The 18,846-nt window shown below is 61.9% G+C and carries 14 protein-coding genes and 1 pseudogene; 8 read left to right on the top strand and 7 right to left on the bottom strand.

All coding sequences use genetic code 11. From position 1 onward, the window contains the following. Together AC1DWA_RS27500 and AC1DWA_RS27495 are read right to left on the bottom strand one after the other, a co-directional pair. Positions 1 to 151 (bottom strand): annotated as a pseudogene (locus tag AC1DWA_RS27500) (polyphosphate--glucose phosphotransferase); the annotation flags it as partial. A gap of 67 nt (positions 152 to 218) precedes the next feature. Further along, complete coding sequence (locus AC1DWA_RS27495; RefSeq protein WP_477847860.1) at positions 219 to 1,229, bottom strand: formylglycine-generating enzyme family protein; 1,011 nt, start codon at positions 1,227 to 1,229, stop codon at positions 219 to 221. A 90-nt stretch (positions 1,230 to 1,319) separates the two neighbouring features. Between AC1DWA_RS27495 and AC1DWA_RS27490 the strand changes: the two genes are divergently transcribed. The 6 genes from AC1DWA_RS27490 to AC1DWA_RS27465 all read left to right on the top strand — a co-directional run bounded on the left by AC1DWA_RS27490 (position 1,320) and on the right by AC1DWA_RS27465 (position 9,199). Beyond that, positions 1,320 to 1,937: a PadR family transcriptional regulator gene (locus AC1DWA_RS27490; protein ID WP_477847858.1), complete on the top strand. Its 618-nt coding sequence runs from the start codon at positions 1,320 to 1,322 to the stop codon at positions 1,935 to 1,937. Continuing rightward, positions 1,934 to 3,718, top strand: coding sequence for a sulfatase (locus tag AC1DWA_RS27485; RefSeq protein ID WP_477847856.1), 1,785 nt, complete (start codon positions 1,934 to 1,936; stop codon positions 3,716 to 3,718). The genes AC1DWA_RS27490 and AC1DWA_RS27485 overlap by 4 nt, the downstream gene beginning before the upstream one ends. 109 nt (positions 3,719 to 3,827) lie before the next feature. After that, positions 3,828 to 5,189, top strand: a complete 1,362-nt coding sequence (locus AC1DWA_RS27480; RefSeq protein WP_477847854.1) for an MFS transporter — start codon at positions 3,828 to 3,830, stop codon at positions 5,187 to 5,189. Positions 5,190 to 5,319: 130 nt separating this feature from the next. Then, a complete protein-coding gene (locus AC1DWA_RS27475) occupies positions 5,320 to 7,584 on the top strand; it encodes a glycoside hydrolase family 3 C-terminal domain-containing protein (protein ID WP_477847852.1) in 2,265 nt (754 codons plus the stop codon). A 566-nt stretch (positions 7,585 to 8,150) separates the two neighbouring features. Continuing rightward, complete coding sequence (locus AC1DWA_RS27470) at positions 8,151 to 8,567, top strand: YidH family protein (protein ID WP_477917316.1); 417 nt, start codon at positions 8,151 to 8,153, stop codon at positions 8,565 to 8,567. Beyond that, entirely contained in the window at positions 8,555 to 9,199 is a 645-nt protein-coding gene (locus tag AC1DWA_RS27465) for a DUF202 domain-containing protein (protein WP_477847848.1), read from the top strand. The genes AC1DWA_RS27470 and AC1DWA_RS27465 overlap by 13 nt, the downstream gene beginning before the upstream one ends. 300 nt (positions 9,200 to 9,499) lie before the next feature. On the opposite strand, the gene AC1DWA_RS27460 is transcribed toward AC1DWA_RS27465, so the two are convergent. Further along, positions 9,500 to 10,855 (bottom strand): lipase family protein, encoded by a 1,356-nt coding sequence (locus AC1DWA_RS27460; protein WP_477847846.1) that lies wholly within the window; start codon positions 10,853 to 10,855, stop codon positions 9,500 to 9,502. A 686-nt stretch (positions 10,856 to 11,541) separates the two neighbouring features. Between AC1DWA_RS27460 and AC1DWA_RS27455 the strand changes: the two genes are divergently transcribed. Further along, the gene (locus tag AC1DWA_RS27455) at positions 11,542 to 12,348 is read left to right on the top strand and encodes a hypothetical protein (RefSeq protein ID WP_477847844.1); all 807 of its coding nucleotides are present in this window, start codon (positions 11,542 to 11,544) and stop codon (positions 12,346 to 12,348) included. A 27-nt stretch (positions 12,349 to 12,375) separates the two neighbouring features. Then, the gene (locus AC1DWA_RS27450) at positions 12,376 to 12,573 is read left to right on the top strand and encodes a hypothetical protein (protein WP_477847842.1); all 198 of its coding nucleotides are present in this window, start codon (positions 12,376 to 12,378) and stop codon (positions 12,571 to 12,573) included. A gap of 299 nt (positions 12,574 to 12,872) precedes the next feature. Here the strand turns inward: AC1DWA_RS27450 and AC1DWA_RS27445 are convergent, their stop codons facing one another. The 4 genes from AC1DWA_RS27445 to AC1DWA_RS27430 all read right to left on the bottom strand — a co-directional run bounded on the left by AC1DWA_RS27445 (position 12,873) and on the right by AC1DWA_RS27430 (position 18,767). Continuing rightward, positions 12,873 to 13,364 (bottom strand): hypothetical protein, encoded by a 492-nt coding sequence (locus tag AC1DWA_RS27445; RefSeq protein WP_477847840.1) that lies wholly within the window; start codon positions 13,362 to 13,364, stop codon positions 12,873 to 12,875. A 651-nt stretch (positions 13,365 to 14,015) separates the two neighbouring features. Then, entirely contained in the window at positions 14,016 to 14,378 is a 363-nt protein-coding gene (locus AC1DWA_RS27440) for a hypothetical protein (protein ID WP_477847838.1), read from the bottom strand. A 361-nt stretch (positions 14,379 to 14,739) separates the two neighbouring features. Further along, positions 14,740 to 17,178 carry a beta-glucosidase gene (locus tag AC1DWA_RS27435; RefSeq protein WP_477847836.1) on the bottom strand — a complete coding sequence of 813 codons (2,439 nt, stop codon included), beginning with the start codon at positions 17,176 to 17,178 and terminating at the stop codon, positions 14,740 to 14,742. Between the two features lie 11 nt (positions 17,179 to 17,189). Beyond that, a complete protein-coding gene (locus AC1DWA_RS27430) occupies positions 17,190 to 18,767 on the bottom strand; it encodes a sulfatase family protein (RefSeq protein ID WP_477847834.1) in 1,578 nt (525 codons plus the stop codon). Between the last annotated feature and the right edge of the window lie 79 nt (positions 18,768 to 18,846).

Below are 18,846 nucleotides of genomic sequence, written 5' to 3'. Positions count from 1 at the left end.
CGGCCACAGTGCCCGCGATCGCATCGGGAGTGGACGGCTGCGGGGTCAGGATCTTGATGCGGTCACCGATCATTTCCCCGGTGCTCAGGTCGATCGTGCCGCCCTTGACGCCGCTGCCGCCGACGTCGATTCCGAAACCTGTGCTTGTCATCCTGCGCTCCTGAGTGATCAGATGTCGATGAGTTGGCCACTGTCGCAGCGGCGGTTTCCGGTGACCGTCAATGCATCGTAGGAAACGACGTTTTCATGCCTCGCCAGCTGCGTGGGGCGGGTGTGACGCAGCGGGATCCGGTGTTGCCGCTGGATCTGTCGGGGGTGTTGTTCGTTCGGGAGGCGACTCTGTAGCAGTTGCAGTACGAGTCGTGGCAGAGATAGGACCCGCCTCGGGCGGCTTTCGCGTGGCCGTTGGTGGGGCCGGTGGGGTTGTGTAGGTGTGTGGTGTCATGGTTGGTCGTCCACCAGTCCGAGCACCCTTCCCAGACGTTGCCTGCCATGTCGTGGAGTCCGAATGCGTTGGGTGAGAAGGTATCTACTGGTGAGGTTCCGGCGTGGCCGTCAGCGTGAGTGTTCTTCGTCGGAAAGTGTCCTTGCCAGATGTTGCAGCGGTGGACCTCGTCGGGAGTGAGTTCGTCCCCCCTGGGGGGGTAGCGGCGTTGTTCGACGCCTCCGCGGGCCGCGTATTCCCATTCGGCCTCGGTGGGAAGACGTGTATGTGCCCAAGCCCAGTATGCGAGTGCGTCGTTCCATGACACGTGCACCGCCGGGTGATCTTCGCGGCCGGCGGTGTCGCTGCCGGGTCCTTCCCATGTTTTCCAGTGTGCTCCGGCAACGTCACACCACCACGGGCTCCGTTCAGGTCTCGGTGCTCCGCGCCGTAGGGCTGAGGGAAGGAATGCGGCGAAGACGTCGGACCATCCGAAATGTTCGGCTTCGCTTACGTATTGGGTCTGAGTGACGAATTCTGCGAAGTCGGCGTTCGTGACAGCGTGGATATCGATGTGGAAGGGGGCGACGTGCACTCGCCGGACCGGCCCCTCGCCATCGGAGGCGAAGCCGACGTGGTCGTCGGTGCCCATGAGAAATTCCCCTCCAGGAAGCAGGGTTTGGCGCCGCTGGCGCGGTTGTCCGCTGGCGCGGCGTGAGGCTGAGGCTTCGATATTGGGTGGTAGGGAGGTGGCTCGGGAAGGCGTGCAGCAACCGTTTTTTGGGGGGATGGGAATCTCGTTCACAGGGAGGCTTTCGCGCGGGCGGCGGTGCTTGGGTCTTGACGGGGCGGACCACACCACCGTATAAAACTAGTCACATATGCAACAAGTCACATGGATGAGGTTGGCGTGAAGTTTGAACAAATGATCTTGGGACTGTTGTCATGGCGTCCTTTCAGCGGGTACGAGCTCGGAAAATATCTCGAACAGGAAGGCCGCTTTTTTCGCTCGAATGTGCACTTGAGTCAGATCTACCGTTCTCTGGCGCGCATGGTCGATTCCGGCTGGGTGAGCTACAGCGTCGTCGAAAACGACGGGCGGCCCGATGCGAAGATCTATCAGTTGACCGACCTGGGTGAACAGGAACTGCGTGACTGGATCACCAGTCCGTATACGCCGCCGAGCCGATTTCAGGATCCCGAGTTCAAGGCGCGCTTCCTGCTCGGCGGTCCGTTCGGGGAGGATGCGTTGATCGAACTGGTCCGAATCGAACTTTCGGCGCGGCGGATGCAGATGAAGGAGGACCGCGGGCGGAACAGGGACCTGGGGTTACTGGCGCCGATCGGCGGAGTCGACGAGTCCTTGGTCCATCGACTTGCGCAGCTTGCGCACGAACACGGATCGAGCGCTCTCGATCAGTGGATCGACTGGTTGGAGACCGTTCTGTGGGAGTTGACTTCCGGTGCTGAGGGACGGGCCGCCGCTTCGTCGACCGAAGGGGGGATCCGATGAAAGCGATCATGGTGATGTTCGACAGTCTCAATCGTCGTTTCCTGCCGCCGTACGGCGCCGCGGAAATCCACGCCCCCAACTTCACCCGCCTGGCTGAACGTTCCGTGACGTTCGAGAACTGTTACGCGGGCAGTATGCCGTGTATGCCGGCGCGCCGGGAGCTGCATACGGGTCGATACAATTTTTTGCATCGTAGTTGGGGTCCACTCGAACCTTTCGACGACTCGATGCCCGAAATGCTTAGCAGCAGTGGTGTTTACACCCACTTGAGTACCGATCACCAGCACTACTGGGAAGACGGTGGCGCCACATATCATCATCGTTACGATTCGTTCGAGTTCTTCCGCGGACAAGAGGGGGATCCATGGAAGGGGCATGTCGCCGATCCGGTCGCACCGCCCACACTCAAAGTCATGCAGGCGAAGCAGCGGCGGCAAGACTGGGTCAACCGCAGCTACCTGGCTGATGAGGCCGATCACCCTCAGACTGGCACGTTCGACGCCGGCATCGACTTTCTCCGGACCAATCACGGTGAGGACAACTGGTTCTTGCAGATCGAGACCTTCGATCCTCACGAACCGTTCTTCAGCCACGACCGATACAAGCAGTTGTACCCGCACGAGTACGACGGGCCTCACTTCGACTGGCCGGACTATATGCAGGTTTTGGAAACGCCGGAGCAGGTGGCGCATGTGCGCGCCGAGTACTCGGCGCTGTTGTCCATGTGTGACCGTTCGCTGGGTCGAGTTCTCGACGCGATGGATGAACACGACTTGTGGGACGACACGATGTTGATCGTCAACACCGACCACGGATTTCTGCTCGGTGAACACGGGTGGTGGGGCAAGAGCGTGCAACCGTACTACGACGAGACCATCCACACCCCTCTCTTCATCTGGGATCCGCGGAGCAAAGTCGCCGGTCAACGACGCGAATCGCTGGTGCAGACCATCGACCTGGCCCCGACGCTGCTGGATCTGTTCGGCGTCGATGCGACCGCCGACATGCTCGGCCGTTCGCTGCACAACGTCATCGTCGAGGACGCGCCGGTGCGTGAGGCTGCGCTCTTCGGCAATTTCGGCGGGCACGTCAGCGTCACCGACGGCCGCTACGTCTACATGCGCTCGTGCGCAAGTCCCGAGAATCAGCCGTTGACCGAACACACCCTGATGCCGACGCACATGCGTGGGCGATTCAGCCCGGCTGAGCTTCGGCACGCCGAACTGGTTGCCCCGCTCTCGTTTACCAAAGGCTGTCCGGTGCTCACGGTGAACGGAGGCACCATGACCAATCCGTACGCGTTCGGAACGCTGCTCTACGATCTGCACTCGGACCCCGAGCAATGTTCACCGCTATTCGACGAAGAACTCGAAATGCGGATGGCCACTCTCCTCGTCGATCACCTGCGCCAGGCAGACGCACCGGCCGGACAATACGAACGCCTGGGGTTGCCCCGATTGGGGCCGGTGACCAGCGAGCATCTGCTCGCCAATGCTCAACGGCCCCAGGTGGAACTGTCGCTACAACCACCCCCTAACCCCGACGAGTATCCGCGAGGTCCACTCAGCGTCCACACTCCGCTGCGCGAGCTGTTGTCCGACCCTGACGCTGCAGCAGCGGTCTCTAACTACCTTCCAGGCGTCGAGTCCGGCCCGATGATCACCATCGCGGGCGAGATGTCATTGCTGCAGATCGCGGCCTTGGCGATCGGTATGTTGCCTCAGGCCCGATTGCGTTCTCTTGCAACGGACCTGTCCACCCTGGCGCTGACTCGCGCCTGACTTCGATTCGTCGCCGATGGTGCTCTCTCACTGTTGGCTGTCCCGACGCTGACCTGATGCTCGGCCGGCGCCATTCTGCTCGCACCCCTACTGTCCGAAGAGAGCTCCCATGCGCGCCACTGACGTGTCATCGTCCGCATCCGCTCCGCCGCTCCCGGTCGCCCATGCCGAACCACAGACCACGCACCGCCGCCGCAACTTCGCCTTGCTCACCGGGGCGTCGACGATGGACAACACCGAACAAAGCATCGTCTCGGTGCTCTATCCGTCAGTGCAAGCTGCACTGGGACTCAGCCTTTCAGCGCTGGGGACGCTGGTCGCTGCAACCAAACTGGTAGGAGTGGTGACCGGTCCGCTGTGGGTCATGCTCGCCCGCCGCACCAATCGGAGAATCGTCCTCGCCACCTGCTCCGGTTTCTGGGGGATGTGGATCGTCGCGGCCGGTTTCTCACAGAACTACATTCAACTTCTGGTGCTGTATGTCCTTGCCGCGGCGGGTTTCTGCGGAGCCGCCCCGATCGTGACGGAAATCCTCGGCGACGTCTACGGCGACCGTAGGCGCGGGCGTGCCTCCGGGCACATGTACGGCACGGTCGCACTGCTCACCGCAGCCAGTGGACCACTGTTCGGGCAACTCTCGCACTTCGACAACGGATGGCGCTACGGCTACTTCATCTCAGGGACGATCTGCGTACTTCTCGGCGTGTCGATCGTGCTTTTCATGCGAGATCCCGGAGTCGGAGCCGCCGAGCCGCAGTTGGCTGGGCTGAGCATCGAAGAACGTGAGGTGTACGGCAAGATCACGTTCGCAGACGCGCGGGAGCTGTTCAAGATCCCAACCTTCGTGCTGATGTTGATCCAAAGACTGCTGTCCGGACATTTGCTGTTGATAGCGTTCGGAGTGGTCTATCTGGTGCAGGTCTTCGGTTTCAGCAACGCACAAGCCTCACTCGTCATCCTGCCGTACGGAGTAGGTTACTTCGCCGGCACGCTCGTCGGCGGTGCACTCGCCGACCGGGTCCACATTCGCTTTCCCCAGCATGGGCGGATCGCCTATCTTCAGATCGCGCAGCTCGCATTCGCCGGTGTCGCCTTTGTCGGAACACAGTTCGCGTGGGGATCGATCTGGATCTTCGCGGGGTTCTTTGCGGTTCTGGGTGCATTGCAGAGTGCAAATCCGGTCATCAAGGTACCGATCGTGATGGCTGTGGTTCGACCCGAGGTACGCGGTCTAGCTTTCGCGCTCTTGATTTCGGTGATGGAGTCGTTGGCGTGGGCGATCTTCAGCCTCGGCGCGGGCTATCTGGGGGACCTCATCGGTCTCCAGCGCACCTTTTTGTTGATTCTCGTAGCATTGATGGTCGTCAACGGCGCCTTCGTCACATTGATCTACCGGCCGTACGTGCGTGACAGCGCAGCAATGCAGAAGGCGATGGAACGCCGCGTCCCTCCCGGCTCCGTCCCCTCGTAGGGCCCCGAGTTGCCGGCCGACACTGGTAGCAGTGACCGACGGGAGATCCGTAGCGATTCCATCCGCTAGCTGGCTCGACGCCTGCTCGATCTTCTCGCCACTCTCACCTCGACGCACACAAAGGAATCCCATGCCCAACAACGAATCACTGAGCCTTGACGAGAAGGCCTCACTCACCAGCGGTGCCGGCTGGTGGAACACGGTGGCCTTTGCCGGCCGGAGTATTCCCGAGATCACCATGGCTGACGGGCCACACGGTGTCCGGTACCAGGAGGCCGACGCCGATCATCTCGGCGTCGGGAACAGCGCACCCTCGACCTGCTTCCCGCCCGCGGTGGGACTCGGATCGAGTTGGGATCGAGAGCTCACCCAACGCATCGCGGTGGCGCTCGCGCACGAAACGCAGTCCTTCGGAATCAACCTCCTACTCGGCCCCGGAATCAACATCAAACGAAGCCCCCTGTGTGGCCGTAACTTCGAGTACTTCTCCGAAGACCCCCTTCTCAGCGCCGAATTGGGTGTCGCCTGGGTCAACGGCTTGCAAGGTGAAGGGGTCGGCGCGTCCCTCAAGCATTTCGCGGTCAACAACCAAGAGTCCGAACGGATGATCGTCAGCGCGAACGTCGCCCCTCGCCCGCTGCAGGAAATCTATCTTCGGGCTTTCCGCCGCGTGGTCACCGATGCGAAACCGTGGACGGTCATGTGCTCCTACAACCGGATCAACGGAGTGCACGCATCGGAGAATTCGTGGCTGCTCACCGACGTTCTCCGCCACGACTGGGGATTCGACGGTGCCGTGATCTCCGACTGGGGCGCGGTCGTCGATCGGGTCAAAGCGCTCGCCGCCGGAATGGATCTGGAGATGCCGACCTCGAGTGGCCAGGGGCCAGCTGCAGTCGCGTCCGCGGTGCGCACGGGTGCGCTCCCTGAAACTCTGCTCGATCAGAGCGTTCAGCGCCTCATCACACTCGCTCGGATCAGCGCCGAGAACGCCCGCCCGCGAACTCCTTTCGATGCGGATGCACACCACGACCTCGCCCGCGAGGCAGCGACCCGAAGCGCGGTCCTGTTGAAGAACGAGACCGATCTGCTCCCCCTCGATCCCACCTCCGGTCAGAAGATCGCTGTCATCGGCGAATTCGCGCGTAACCCCCGCTATCAGGGAGCAGGCAGTTCCAAGGTCGTCCCCACCCGCCTCGACAGCGCCTGGAACGCAATTTCCGAACTGATCGACGCCACCACAGGACCCGATGCCAGCACCGTGCACTACGCACCGGGATTCACAACCTCGGAATCCGCTCCGAGCGAGCAAAGCATCACGCTTCTCGACGAAGCAATCTCACTCGCGGCCGACTGCGACGTCGTCGTTCTCTTCCTCGGGTTGCCCGCCAGCTACGAATCCGAAGGCTTCGACCGCGAGCACATCGACCTACCGGGCGAACAGACCGCACTGATCGAAGCGATCGCGGCGGCCAATTCCCGTGTCGTCGTGGTCCTCTCGAACGGAGCCGTCGTGCGAGTCTCCGGATGGGTCGACCGCGTACCCGCGATCCTCGAGTCCTGGCTTCTCGGCCAAGCCGGCGGCTCCGCCCTCGCCGATCTGCTCTTCGGCAAGGCCTCCCCGTCAGGCAAGCTCGCCGAGACCATTCCGCTTCGCCTCGAAGACACACCTGCGTACCTGAATTTCCCCGGCGAAAGCAGACAGGTCGAATACGGCGAAGGCCTCTTCGTCGGGTACCGGCACTACGACGCACGAAAGATGGACGTCAGTTTCCCGTTCGGGCACGGCCTCTCCTACACGACCTTCACCTATTCCTCGCCGGCCGTGCGCCACGTCGGAGAGGACATCGAAATAACACTCACCGTGCGCAACGCCGGCCGCTGCACCGGACGTGAAATCGTCCAGGCCTACGCGCGTACGGAACTCTCACGTGTGCAGCGACCCGACCGCGAACTCAAAGGCTTCGCGGTCACCGATGACCTCGAACCCGGTGAAGCTCAGGACCTCACGATTGTCGTCCCTCGACGCGAACTCGAATACTTCGACGCCAGCGAAGAGCAGTGGCTTGTCGAGTCTCTGAACTATCGCTTCGACCTCGGGGCCTCCAGTCGCGATATCCGCCTGAGCGTGGAAATTCCGGTCACCGGCGACCCCTACGAGCCGCGGCTCGACAAACAATCGACCATCAGGGCCTGGTTCTCTCATCCGGTCGGCGGCCCGGCATTGCGCAAGCTCCTCGCGCCCGTCCTCGCGTCCGTCGAAGCTGAGGCACCGGCAGGATCGAACCGGGAGAAAGCGATCATGGGAACACGTCTGGGACAACTCGCGAAGTTTTCGATGGTGCCGGTCAACGACTCACAGCTGGACGCACTCGTCCACTCCGTCAACTCGTGACGGCAACCACCTATCCGTCGCAATCGAACCGGACTTCCTGAAGCAATGATGATCCAGTGACCTCGCGGCCGAACTTCGTCGTGTTCATCTCTGAGCGTGCCCGCGCCGACGGCGGCGGCGTACTCGGCAACCCGAATCCCATGATGTGCCGGCCGCCGGCGCGTTGATCGCTCAGCACCAGGCTCTGATCGAATGACCGAACCTGGGCGCGTGCGTGAGCCGTAGAGCAACGTCGCTTCGCGTAGACGAACTGCACGAGGGGAAAAATGTGGACGCGGACATCTCGGGGATTCGATCCCGTACAGGGCATCACCGGTCATCAGTTCGGTGCGATACGACGAGGGTGTCGTGACCGACGCGATACGCAGGTGCGGAGCTGCCGGAGTGAGCTCATCGAGGTGTATGCGTTCACCACTCTCGGAACTAAACATGTCGAATTCTCGTGCACTCCGCGTCCTTCCGGTCGCCGCGACGCCCGCTACCGGGAGAGTCGTCATCCGACGTGCCTGTGCGCGGCGCGTCGGAAGCGTCAAACAGTGCACTTCACACGAAAGCTGTTGATGGACATGATAAACAAAGATCGAGAGGTCAGCGAGCCAATAGCGGGTGCTGATCGGGATCGGCGTTGGCCCCGTCGACTCTACGGTCACGGCACTGAACCCGACCCACGATTCAGTCTTGCCAACGAACGGACCCTTCTGGCGTGGGTGCGCACCGCGTTGGCCTTGCTGGCTCTCGGGGTCGCACTCGATGCTTTCGGCGATATTCTCACAGGCGGATACGGCCACGTTCTAGCTGTCGGTATCCTCGCACTGGCTCTGTTCTGCACAGTCAGCGGGGTGCGGCGCTGGTGGCTCAACGAGCAGGCCCTGCGACGACTTCAACCGCTCACCGCGCCACTGTCCGCGCTCGTGCTCACCGCCGTGTTGGGAGTAATCACGGGGGCTCTGCTCGCATCGGGATTCGCCGGGTGGTTCGGGTGATCCTGCTGGCCGAGAGCCTCACTGATATCGGAGATGCGGCGTTGAACTGGGATCGCGCGCGGGGATTTGTTTTCGAGACGATCGGTGCCCTCGTCGACGGAGCCCCGGCGGAGCTCGGGGTTCTCACTTTGGCCATCTTGTGTCTCGTTCTTGTCCGAGCACGACGGCAATCGTCGGTTGGAGGCGCTTCGAAACCGCAGCGTCTCCAGCAGGTACTACTTCGCCGTGGTGGGGAAACGGTGACCGCCTCTTGCACGCTGCCTACCGAGCAGACTTTCCGGATGGATCTCAGCGATGACAGCGGAGCACAGGTCGAACGTACCGCTTTGTCCTGGCAGCGCACCGCTATCGCACTGGTGATCGCAGGTCTCACGATCATCCGCATCAACCTTTCCCGCACCTCATGGCCCGTATCAGCTGCAACGGTCGTGTGCACGGCACTGGCGATAGTCCTGTTGCTGTTGGGCCACAACAGGTACCGAGATTCCACTCAGTGCTTGAGAACTCCACAGGCCTCGAGGGCTCGACAGGTCGGTGCCTCACCAGATGCGCGATTACCGATTGCGGTCGCGGCGACGACAGCTGTTCTATGCCTACTCGAATTGACGAACCTGTTGACCGACCACTTATGACATCTCTTTCGAACTTCGCGCCGACGAGGTAGAGGCGCAGCTCGCTGATCTGATTGGTGACCTGCACCATGCGGCGGGAAGTGTTGGGTGGCAGCTCCGCCGCAAGATGGACTCGATTTCTGTCCGATCCGGGTGCTGAACCGGCTACGTGGTCGGTGATGCTCGGATCCAGTCGAGGAGTGCGCTCGCGGTCCCTACACACATCGGTGATTTGTTCTCACTCTGTGCAGCGGCTTCGTGAGGGCGACGTCGTTTCGAATCTCTCCAGAGCGACGTGAAATGTAGTCCTCGGAGTGTTGGTCAGCGGGTGGTGGGTTGCTGAGGTGCGAGGGAGTTTCCGGGGGCGATGTGTCCGCAGTTCGAGGGTGCGGGTGTGCCGTTGAATCGGTCGTTGATCCAGGTGATCGCTCCGGGTAGCCATAGCGCGGCGCCGGGGAAGTGGCTGATGGTGTCGTACTGGTCGTACTGGATTGCCAGTCCGGCGGCGCAGTATCGGTTGGCGAGGGCGGCGACGTCGCCGGTGACCATGACTCCGTCACCAACACCGATATTCGCGCCGCCCGGTTGGGTTCCTTCGAGGACGCCGTTGGCGGCCTGGGCGATGAACATCGGGATAGTGGGTACCGCGGCGGTGCCCATGTTGATCTTGTTGGCTGCGTCGACGTATTCCGGCACTGCATTCGGGTCGTTGTACTCAGGTTTGACAATATCTTGCCAGGTCATGCCGGGGTATTGCGCGAACACATTGAGGATGGAGGCGTCTTCGAATCTCGGCAGGAGTTCCCGGCCGAGATCGTTGAGGTATGGGGCGAGGTCGATGCCGTATGCGCGTGCTAGTCCCAACGCAGCCATTCCGCCGACACCGGCCCAGCCGATGCTTCCATTCACGTAGTAGAGGTTGTTGGCAGGGTTGACCAGGACGCCGCCTTCCGCAGCGCCGATCAGGTCGTCATTGACATCGGGCGCGTATTCGGGTGCAAGGATCGAAGCCCAATTGGTGGCGATCGCTCCGCCGGAATATCCCATCAATGCGATCTCGGCATCGTCGGAGATTCCGGTCTTGGGCACGTCGCGGGCGGCGCGTAGGGAGTCGAGGGTCATCATTCCGTACTCGGGTCCGGCCGCGAAATCTGCGTTCGGGCCTTCGGTATCGGGGATGACGACGGTGTAGCCCAGGGCCAACAAAGGTCCGAAGAAGGGGGCCTCCCCGGACGTTGCTGCGCCGCCCAGATTGAAATTCTGTCCGCTCGGGGTCCACTGCCCGATCGGTGCGTTGCCGGCAATAGCTCTCGATGGACTGTCGTCAGGATTGAGCGAATCGTAGAAGGATTGGTAGGAAACAACTTTGCCGGGTTGTGCATTCGGCGGACGCAGGACAGTAGTGACATTCGCAGATGGTCGGCCGAGAGCATCCGTCGATCGATAAAGGATCTGCACAGCTTGCAGAGGTGTCGGAATATTGAGCACATTGTATGGGACCGTGCGGGTTTCGAGAACCTCGCCGGGCGCGTATGACGACAGTGGCGCTGCATCGTCGTAGCTGTAGAAGGAGTCGAACACCCGTGGTTCCGCGGTAGCGACCGGTGCTGTGGCACCCGCCAACACGGCCACTGCAAGCAGAGCGACAGCTCCGCTCGAAAGGGATCCTGATGACATATTCGACTCCTTTTTGATGTGCCTCATCCCACCGGCGGCGGCGAATGTGACCGCCACCATATATTACTTTCGGGTAAGAATGGTGTTCAGGCAAGTTGGTCAGGGCAGTTAGCGGACGGCGGTTGATTGATGAGCGCCCCACACTCGCCCCGCTCGCCAGCCCGTTGCCATCTCCACGAGCGGCGTGCCTGTTGCTGGTCGGCCAGACCCGTGGGGTGCGGTTTGAAGTACCCATGACAGGCAAAATCGACGGCGCCGAAAGGTCCAGCGGTTTCACGCAGGCGGTGCCAGTCTTGCGCCACTCGGCAAGAGGCCGTTCGAAGCGTTGCCATTCGGCGCCGAAGCATTCGTACCCGCGACCGACGAAGTCGAGGACGCCGCAGCCGCATAGACGGCAGCAACAACAGTGTGACACCCAGGCGGAAGAAGGCCGACTGGTGTCGCCCTCGAAGTCTACGGAATGTAACCCGCACTCACTCGATCACTGCACATTTGCCCAAAACCCGTGCTGACGCGTCCCTGCCTGAGGCCGGGGTCCTGCCTGAGGGTGCAATCCATGGCAGGAGTCCGCGTTTCAATGGAGCGGGAGGGAGATGGATGAATTACGTACCGAAAGGTTTGCAAGATCTCGAACTTATTCGACAGTCGGTAAATGTTCAGCAATCGTCACGGTAGGTACATCGAGGATGGAGATACTCACGGTCAAGTCGAAAGCATGGGCCGCAACGGCCAGCACTGCCCTTTCCCTCGCAGCCTTCGCCGCTGCGCCTACCGCCAGCGCAGAACGTGCCCCGGCGACAGATCCCTTGCTCGCGTACGCAGAACAAAATCCCCATGACTTCATCGGAATCAATGCTCTGGCCGAACAGCAGCTCGGTCAGAGCATCCAGTTCAGTGTCTCCGGCGTCGACGGACCGGTAGATGCCGCAACGGCAGACCTCATGAGCAACCAGGCACCGCAGGAAGGGGTCGCAGCTCGTGCGGTTCCCACCGATGCTTTCAGCGTCGTCGGATACTGGCCTCCCACCCCAGGGTGCACCGCAACGTACATGGGTACGTGGAACTTTCGTGACGACTACGTCAACGGCTCTGCACCTGATGACTTCGCCTCTATCATGTTCGACTTTTCCAACCGTTGCCTGACAGCAGTGTCCACGACGTACAACTCGTATTACTACGACGGAGAACGCACCACCGACAGCGTGGCGTACCTCAAAAACGGTGGGGTCGGCGGCGCGCCCATCGTCGGCCTTCGCGATGCGGTGTCGGGCTTCAAACTGAACGTCGACCACGGACACATCAGCTCGACCGTTACCCGTAAACTGGGCTGCGACACCCAGTCGTTCGGAGCTCAGTTCGCGTACGACCACAACCAGGACGGTGGCAGCGCCGGATCGGTGTCCGCGTCTTTCATCGGTGGACTGTCCATCGGCTACAGCGGCAGCCTGGCCACGATGCGAAAGAGCACGAACCCGACCTACATCAACTGCTGAGCGCATCGCGCTAGTTAGGCTCGCGTCATGAACAAGTTCACGAGTGCAACCCTGTTGCTCTACCTCGTCGCAGTCGTCGCGCAACTATTGACGTGGGCAGATCTCAGTGGCTCTGAACGAAGCACGCGCGTTGTCGGATTTCTACTCGTCGGAGCAATGTTGACGGCAGTCCTGAGCTTGAGCGGTTCACGCGACAAGAACTCCCCAGACGACAAGAAGTCCTAGCAGATCCCGACCGTTGTATGTCCGCCCGTGGGCCGTAGGTGTTGACGGCTGCGCGTTGCCGCCGGGAGGGACGGCGCGTGTGCCCTGCGGCCGGCCACCTTCGCTGTCCCCCGTAAATGGACTGCAAACGCCACCTACCAGCCGGGACCTACTATGGCGACGGCAGCGTAAGTGACTCATCTCCCGCGGCTCTGCGGAACGGCGTGTGGCCGCGCCGTTGTCAAAGCGTATCGAGAGGGCTCGGAACGACGATGAATTCTCGGTGGTCGGTCACGGCTCGTAGTCGTTGCAGGCGAGCATCATCGGAGGATGACGCATTGGCTTGTCGCCGTCTCGAGTGGCTCCTGTTTGTCTTGCTCCGTGCCGTGCCGTGCCGTGCCGTGCCGTGCCGTGCCGTGCCGTGCCGTGCCGTGCCGTGCCGTGCCGTGTCGTGTCGTGCCGTGCCGTGCCGTGGAGCAAGGGGCGGGGCCCTTGCCCGCCTTACCCTCAAGATCGACACCGACCTGTGGTGGTACACCGAATTGTTCGTTGAAGGCCAGAATATTACGGCCACGGTCCACGAAGGACTTGAGTTCGTAGAGGGCGGAGACTCGTGCCCATGCTTGCGCGCTGGGGTCCGTCGGCCCTTGTGTGCCAACAGGGTTGACCACTCGGAGGTTGACTACTTCGTATCGATCTGCCCGACGCGCGATTCTGCCGACGATCATCAGGAGACCGTCCGGTCGCTGCAACGTGTAGCCGATGTGTTCACCGTCCGGCGAAAGATGGTAGGTGCGGCGTCCGACACTCATGCTGCTGGGCGTCTCGTCTGATCCGAAATCGACCGGAAGAGATGAGTGTTCGTGCCCGCTGATTCTGAACCCACGATGCCTTACCTTCGCCGAATCCAAAGCCGAACCGATTGGCTAGCGACGTTGACCGGCCTCGGACGGGTTTTAGGGTGTCCCGACTGCCTTCCACAGCGGAGCGGTGCCAGGGGGTGTGGCTTTTGGGTCGACTCGCCCCCGCGGACGGTTGGCGTCCAGGGTAGCCCAACAATCGTGTGGGCTGCCGGAAAATAGACGCGGACAGGTTATTTCGTGTGATTCATGGGTTCTGGAGTGGCACAACAGATGAAACGGTGGCGGGGGTGTTGCGCCTCCACGTGCTTGAGTCGTCCACTGACGAGCGCATTCGCGCAGGTGAGGCTACGCATCGTTTCGGGCTTGAGACTTGGTTTCGCTTTCACGGGGTGGAGAAGGCTCGATGGGTACGACGTCAGGCGAGAAAGCGGCGTCCGCCCCACAACCAGGTTCTCACCTTCACTTTGCAATGTCACCGTGACCGTCGTAGTAGTGCGATGGCCGGAATCCGGCTGGCGTCGACGCCCGCACCGGTGTGTAAACGGGGGCTCCACGTGTTCCGTGAGTTTCGGGTTGTCAGTGTTCGGTTGGCGGTGTCTTTTAGGATTCAGTGGGTGGATTCCGGCGTTTGGGGTACGCCGCTGCGAGTGTGTCTTTGGTTTTGCGGTCGCATTGAAGGTGACGTACGACGACCCAGAGTTGGTCGACGAAACTGTTGAGGGTGGTCCCGTATCGTTCGAATACTTCGGCCTCTGGCACGCCTCCGTACGGTGCCCAGTTCAATGCGAGGGCGAGTAGTGCCTCGGCTTCTCCGGGTCGGTAGCGCACGAGTATCTGTGACTTTTCGGTGGCGATCCTGCGTTGCCGATCTTCGCGATAGCGATGTGAAAGTTCGTCGAAGAGTGCTTTTGCGAGCTGCGCCGGATCAGTTCTCGGTGAGTACGAACTTCGGTTGGCGGTCATGTGCTTTCGGGTCGTTTGGGGTGAAATCGTGGATGCGGGAGATTGCGTGGGGTCGAATCGAGGTGCAAGTAGACAGGTACGGTCGACTTCCGGCGTGAGCAGTGCAGTGTGGTGTCCGTATTGCCGAGAAGGCGGTCTCCCTCGCATTTGCAGTAGCCGGCCGTCTTCCTGCCCGCCGTCGTGGGAAGGTGACAGCGTGCAGGTTGTTCGCCGATGTAACGCTCGTGCAGTCTGTTTCGAGTCGTTCTCGGGGGTGACCGGGCTGTTGCTCAGCTGTGTGTTGCGGCATACGTTGCGCTGTCGCCGGACTCGGGCATTCGATGTGAGCTCGGGTTCTTGTTCGAATGGGGGTGCCTGGTGTTCAGGACGAGCAGTGTGCGCGGTGAACAACGGAGGTGCGGCAGTCGGAGACGTCAAATCCGGCCGAGAGATGGAAGTCTCCGGCTTCGGTTTGCCAGCCGGCATCCCAATGCTGGAAAGCTCGGCGCGTGAGCGTTATTCGTGTGGTGGTTGTCTCGCCGGCGGCGAGTACGCCGTCGGCGAACCCCACAAGCCAACGTATGGGGCGATCAATGGTCGTCTTCGGTCGGTGTGCGTAGATTTGGGCGACGAATTTTCCTGTGCGATCGCCGGTGTTTCGTACCGTGACATCGACGGCGTGGCCTGTGACCGCACTCATGCGGTCGATTTCGAAGCTGGTGTAGGAGAGTCCGAATCCGAAGGGGTAGGCCGGGGTTCGGTTCTGGCGCAGCCATCCGCGGTATCCGACGTGGACCCCTTCGCTGTAGTCGACGACCCCCTCCTTTGGGGTGGTGTCGAGGACAGGTACGTCCTCTTCCGATGCCGGCCAGGTGGTGGGGAGCCGCCCGCCGGGCTCGGATGCGCCTGAGAGTATCTCTGCGACTGCGTTTCCGATCTGCTCCCCTCCGAACCACGTCAGAAGGATCGCTGAGACATCGTCTTTCCATGGCATGACGATGGGCGCGCCTGCGTTGACGACGACGATCGTGCGCGGATTGACTGCCGCGACGGCAGTGACCAAATCGTCTTGATCTCCAGGAAGTCTCAGCGACGATCGATCCCACCCTTCGCTTTCCCCGTTCGAGTCCGTGCCGACGAAGACGATCGCGACGTCCGAGGCTGCGGCGAGGGCGACGGCGTCGTCGTGCAGATCGCCGTCATCAGCGTCGCGTTCGCGCCCGATGTTGAGTGCGGCAATACCTACGGCGAACATGGGTCCGGCGTAGGTGACCGTGATGTCGATGGGGACGCCGGCTACGACCTCGATGTCCGCTGTGGCGGCGGGCGGCTCGAGTAGCGCGGCTCCGAGGTCGGTACCGATGGGCGCTAGTTCGGTGTCGAGAACGGTGCGGTTTTCGGCGCTGACGTGCAGTTTTCCGACGCAGGAGGCTTGGAATCGGAGTACGCCGGTGTCGGTGGGAAGGTACTGGGTGCGTACGCGCAGGGAGGTCGCGTCGACTGGTGCATTCCCGAACCACACCAGTCGGCAGCTCGTGCGCCGTTCGGAGCGGACGAGTTCGCCGTCGTGGTCGATGAACTCGACACGCAAGCCCGGGTCGCCGCTGGCAGGGTCGGTCAGGGAGTCGGGATCGAGTGGGATGAGCGTGTCGGGTTCGGCGATGCCCATGCTGTGCCTGACGGTGCTCACCGGGAATGCTCGCCGCAGCGCTCGGAGAGGCGCGCTGATTGTTTCCGGCAGTACTGTCGCGCTGCCACCGCCTTGAGTTCGGGGTTCGACTGCGTGGCGGCCGATCACGGCGATGGTTCCGACGGCAGCGGGGAGGGGCAGCAGTCCGTTGTTGGCGAGCAGCACTGAACCTTCGATGGAGAGTTCTTTGGTGGCCACCGTGACCGACTCCGGTACCGCAGGTGTGTCAGTGGGTGTGTCGCGGATATCGAAAGCGCCGACCCGGAAGGCGAGACGAATCAAGCGCCGGACTTTGTCGTCGATCGTGGCTTCGGAGACCTTTCCGTCGTGGACAGCGGCGAGAAGTTGCTCGCCCCAGAAACCGAAAGGGCCTGGCATGGCGAGGTCTTGGCCGGATTGCGCCGAGGCGACGGTCGATCGCACACCGGTCCAGTCCGAGACGACGACCCCGTCGAATTCCCATCCTGTCTTCAACGGTGCAGTCAGCAACGGGTGTTCGGACATGGTGGTGCCGTTGACCGAGTTGTAGGCGGACATGATCGACCAGGCTCCGCCGTCGACGACGGGACCTTCGAAGGCAGCGAGGTACACCTCGCGCAGAGTGCGTTCGTCGATGCGGGAACTGGCGGTGAAGCGCTCGGTTTCGTATTCGTTGCCGACGTAATGCTTGGGGCATGCCGCGATGCCTTCCGCCTGGAGAGCGCGGACGTATTCGGTGGCAAGTGCGGACGTCAGTTGTGGGTCTTCGGAGAGAGATTCGAAGTGGCGACCGCCGAGCGGTGACCGGTGGAGGTTGATGGTGGGGCCGAGAACGACATCTACTCCCTTGCGGTGCGCTTCGGCCGCCAGGAGTGCGCCGTATCGTGCGGCAGCTCGGCGGCTCCAGGTGGCTCCGAGTGCTGAACCGGAGGGGAAGTTCGCCGACGGGTCGCGCTCGTCCCAGTGCTGCCCTCGAACGCCGGCCGGGCCGTCGGACATCACGATCGGACGCAACCCCGCTGAGGGGACCGGCCAGGTGGTCCAGAAGTCGCGGCCGGTGAGGAGCTTGATCTTGGTCTCGAGATCCAGGGTCGCCAGGACGCTGTCGATTTCGGCGTCACCGGGAACCGTGCGTGCGTGCGTTGCAGTCATGGTCTTTCCTCTCAGCTGGCGTTGTGTGTGCTGCGCTCGGCCCGGGCGAGAGCGAGCTGATAGTTCTTGATGAAGATTTCGGCGAGCCGCGGCGGCGCTTCGGTGTGTGATGCGACGGGCACGACAAAGTCCGGGCGACGAATTTGTTCGGCGAGATGGTCGGCGAGGTGACTTCGCCCGGTCGCGCGCAGATGTTCGATGTAACGCTGGGGATCGTTGTAGTGCGTGGGTCCTGTTTGCAGGGACGTCTGCATGGGGTCGGGTAGGCAACCGGGACGCCCGGCGTACTCGTCCCACCATTGCTGGAGGAGGCTTCGCATGTGTGCGGCGAGTTCGGGTTGCTCGTCGAGGATGTCTGTCGTCTGATGCGGATCGGCGCTCATGTCGAACAATTGCTCCCATTCGGCGCGGAATGCCCCGGGATGGTAAGTGCGGGTGTAGAGATGGGTTTTGGTTCGAACGGAACGCTGGTAGGTATGGGCGCCGTGACCGAGGACGAGGTATTCGCGTGATTCGATCTCGGATCCGCGGATCGCGGCCGCGAACGACGTCCCCTGCCATCCGGCCGGCTGCTCCGCACCGATCAGCTCGGCGATGGTGGGCGCGTAGTCGATGTTGTAGAGCAGTGCGTCGTTGCGTCTCTGCTCGGGTGTGAGGTCGTCGGTCACGCCGGGCCAGTAGACGATCAACGGAATTCGGTGGGTCGATTCGTTGGCGAGACCATGCTCTGCGTAGGAGCCGTTCTCGCCGAAGGATTCGCCGTGATCGGCGCTGACGACGATCGCGGTGGAATCCGCTATGCCCAGACGTTCGAGTTCGTCCATGAGCAGGCCGAGATGGTGGTCCCAGTACATGACGGCGCCGTCGAAGCCGTTGATCAGGTGCTCGAAATCAGCACGGGTTTCAATGGCATCGGGCATGCTCGGGCTCGGGCTCGTCTGAGGGAAGTAGGCGTAGTGCAGATCGAGCGCGCTGTGCGGTCCGTAGATCTCGCGATGGGCTTCGATCGTGGCCTGATCCGGCCACGCCGGCGCAGGCCCTGCCGCCGCAGCCTTTTCGGTCCACTCGTAAGGCTGCGAGTACGGAGTGTGCGGGTCCCAGTAGGTCAAGTGCAGATACCAGTCTTCCTGGTCTGCGTGCCGTTGGATCCAGTCGATACCGACGGCGTTGATCTCGTGCGCCTGCTCGTCTCGAGTATTGCCGGTCGCCCGGATCGCTTCGCGGAAACTTCCGGTGAAGTGGTTGGCACGGTGTCGTTCGCCGAACATCGACACCACAGCGGGAAGGTGGTCGTGACATTCGAGCAGCTGGCCCAACAACGGTCGATCCGGTTCGGTCCCGTGCCCGGAGTCGAGCCGGAATCGGGCACCTTCACCGAAGTGACTCACCACGCCGTTGGTAATGCCGAACTGACCCGAAATCAGAGCTGTGCGAGACGGCAGGCACGGTGAGTCGGAGCAGTAGTACCTGTCGAAGGTCACGCCTTTGTCGGCCAGCCGCTGGAGATTGGGAGTCGTGTCTCTGTCGTATCCGTACGGCGTGGTGTGGTCGGCGCGCAGGGTGTCGACATCGAGATAGAGGATTCGCATGAACAGGTTGCTCCAGTCTTGTCATTGGTGGCGCACCGCAGCGGAGGTGCACGTCGTCAGGATGTCGAAGTGGCCGTAT

The sequence above is a fragment of the Rhodococcus sp. P4_F3_2 genome, assembly GCF_056401335.1.
The sequence above is the reverse complement of the archived record's forward strand: the minus strand, read 5'-3'. Positions and strand labels throughout refer to the sequence as shown.

Excerpts from the sequence above, each read along its gene's own strand:
- AC1DWA_RS27490 (WP_477847858.1), top strand. The coding sequence starts at position 1,320 with ATGGATGAGGTTGGCGTGAAGTTTGAACAAATGATCTTGGGACTGTTG.
- AC1DWA_RS27485 (WP_477847856.1), top strand. The coding sequence starts at position 1,934 with ATGAAAGCGATCATGGTGATGTTCGACAGTCTCAATCGTCGTTTCCTG.
- AC1DWA_RS27480 (WP_477847854.1), top strand. The coding sequence starts at position 3,828 with ATGCGCGCCACTGACGTGTCATCGTCCGCATCCGCTCCGCCGCTCCCG.
- AC1DWA_RS27475 (WP_477847852.1), top strand. The coding sequence starts at position 5,320 with ATGCCCAACAACGAATCACTGAGCCTTGACGAGAAGGCCTCACTCACC.
- AC1DWA_RS27470 (WP_477917316.1), top strand. The coding sequence starts at position 8,151 with ATGATAAACAAAGATCGAGAGGTCAGCGAGCCAATAGCGGGTGCTGAT.
- AC1DWA_RS27460 (WP_477847846.1), bottom strand. The coding sequence starts at position 10,855 with ATGTCATCAGGATCCCTTTCGAGCGGAGCTGTCGCTCTGCTTGCAGTG.
- AC1DWA_RS27455 (WP_477847844.1), top strand. The coding sequence starts at position 11,542 with ATGGAGATACTCACGGTCAAGTCGAAAGCATGGGCCGCAACGGCCAGC.
- AC1DWA_RS27450 (WP_477847842.1), top strand. The coding sequence starts at position 12,376 with ATGAACAAGTTCACGAGTGCAACCCTGTTGCTCTACCTCGTCGCAGTC.
- AC1DWA_RS27445 (WP_477847840.1), bottom strand. The coding sequence starts at position 13,364 with ATGAGTGTCGGACGCCGCACCTACCATCTTTCGCCGGACGGTGAACAC.
- AC1DWA_RS27440 (WP_477847838.1), bottom strand. The coding sequence starts at position 14,378 with ATGACCGCCAACCGAAGTTCGTACTCACCGAGAACTGATCCGGCGCAG.
- AC1DWA_RS27435 (WP_477847836.1), bottom strand. The coding sequence starts at position 17,178 with ATGACTGCAACGCACGCACGCACGGTTCCCGGTGACGCCGAAATCGAC.
- AC1DWA_RS27430 (WP_477847834.1), bottom strand. The coding sequence starts at position 18,767 with ATGCGAATCCTCTATCTCGATGTCGACACCCTGCGCGCCGACCACACC.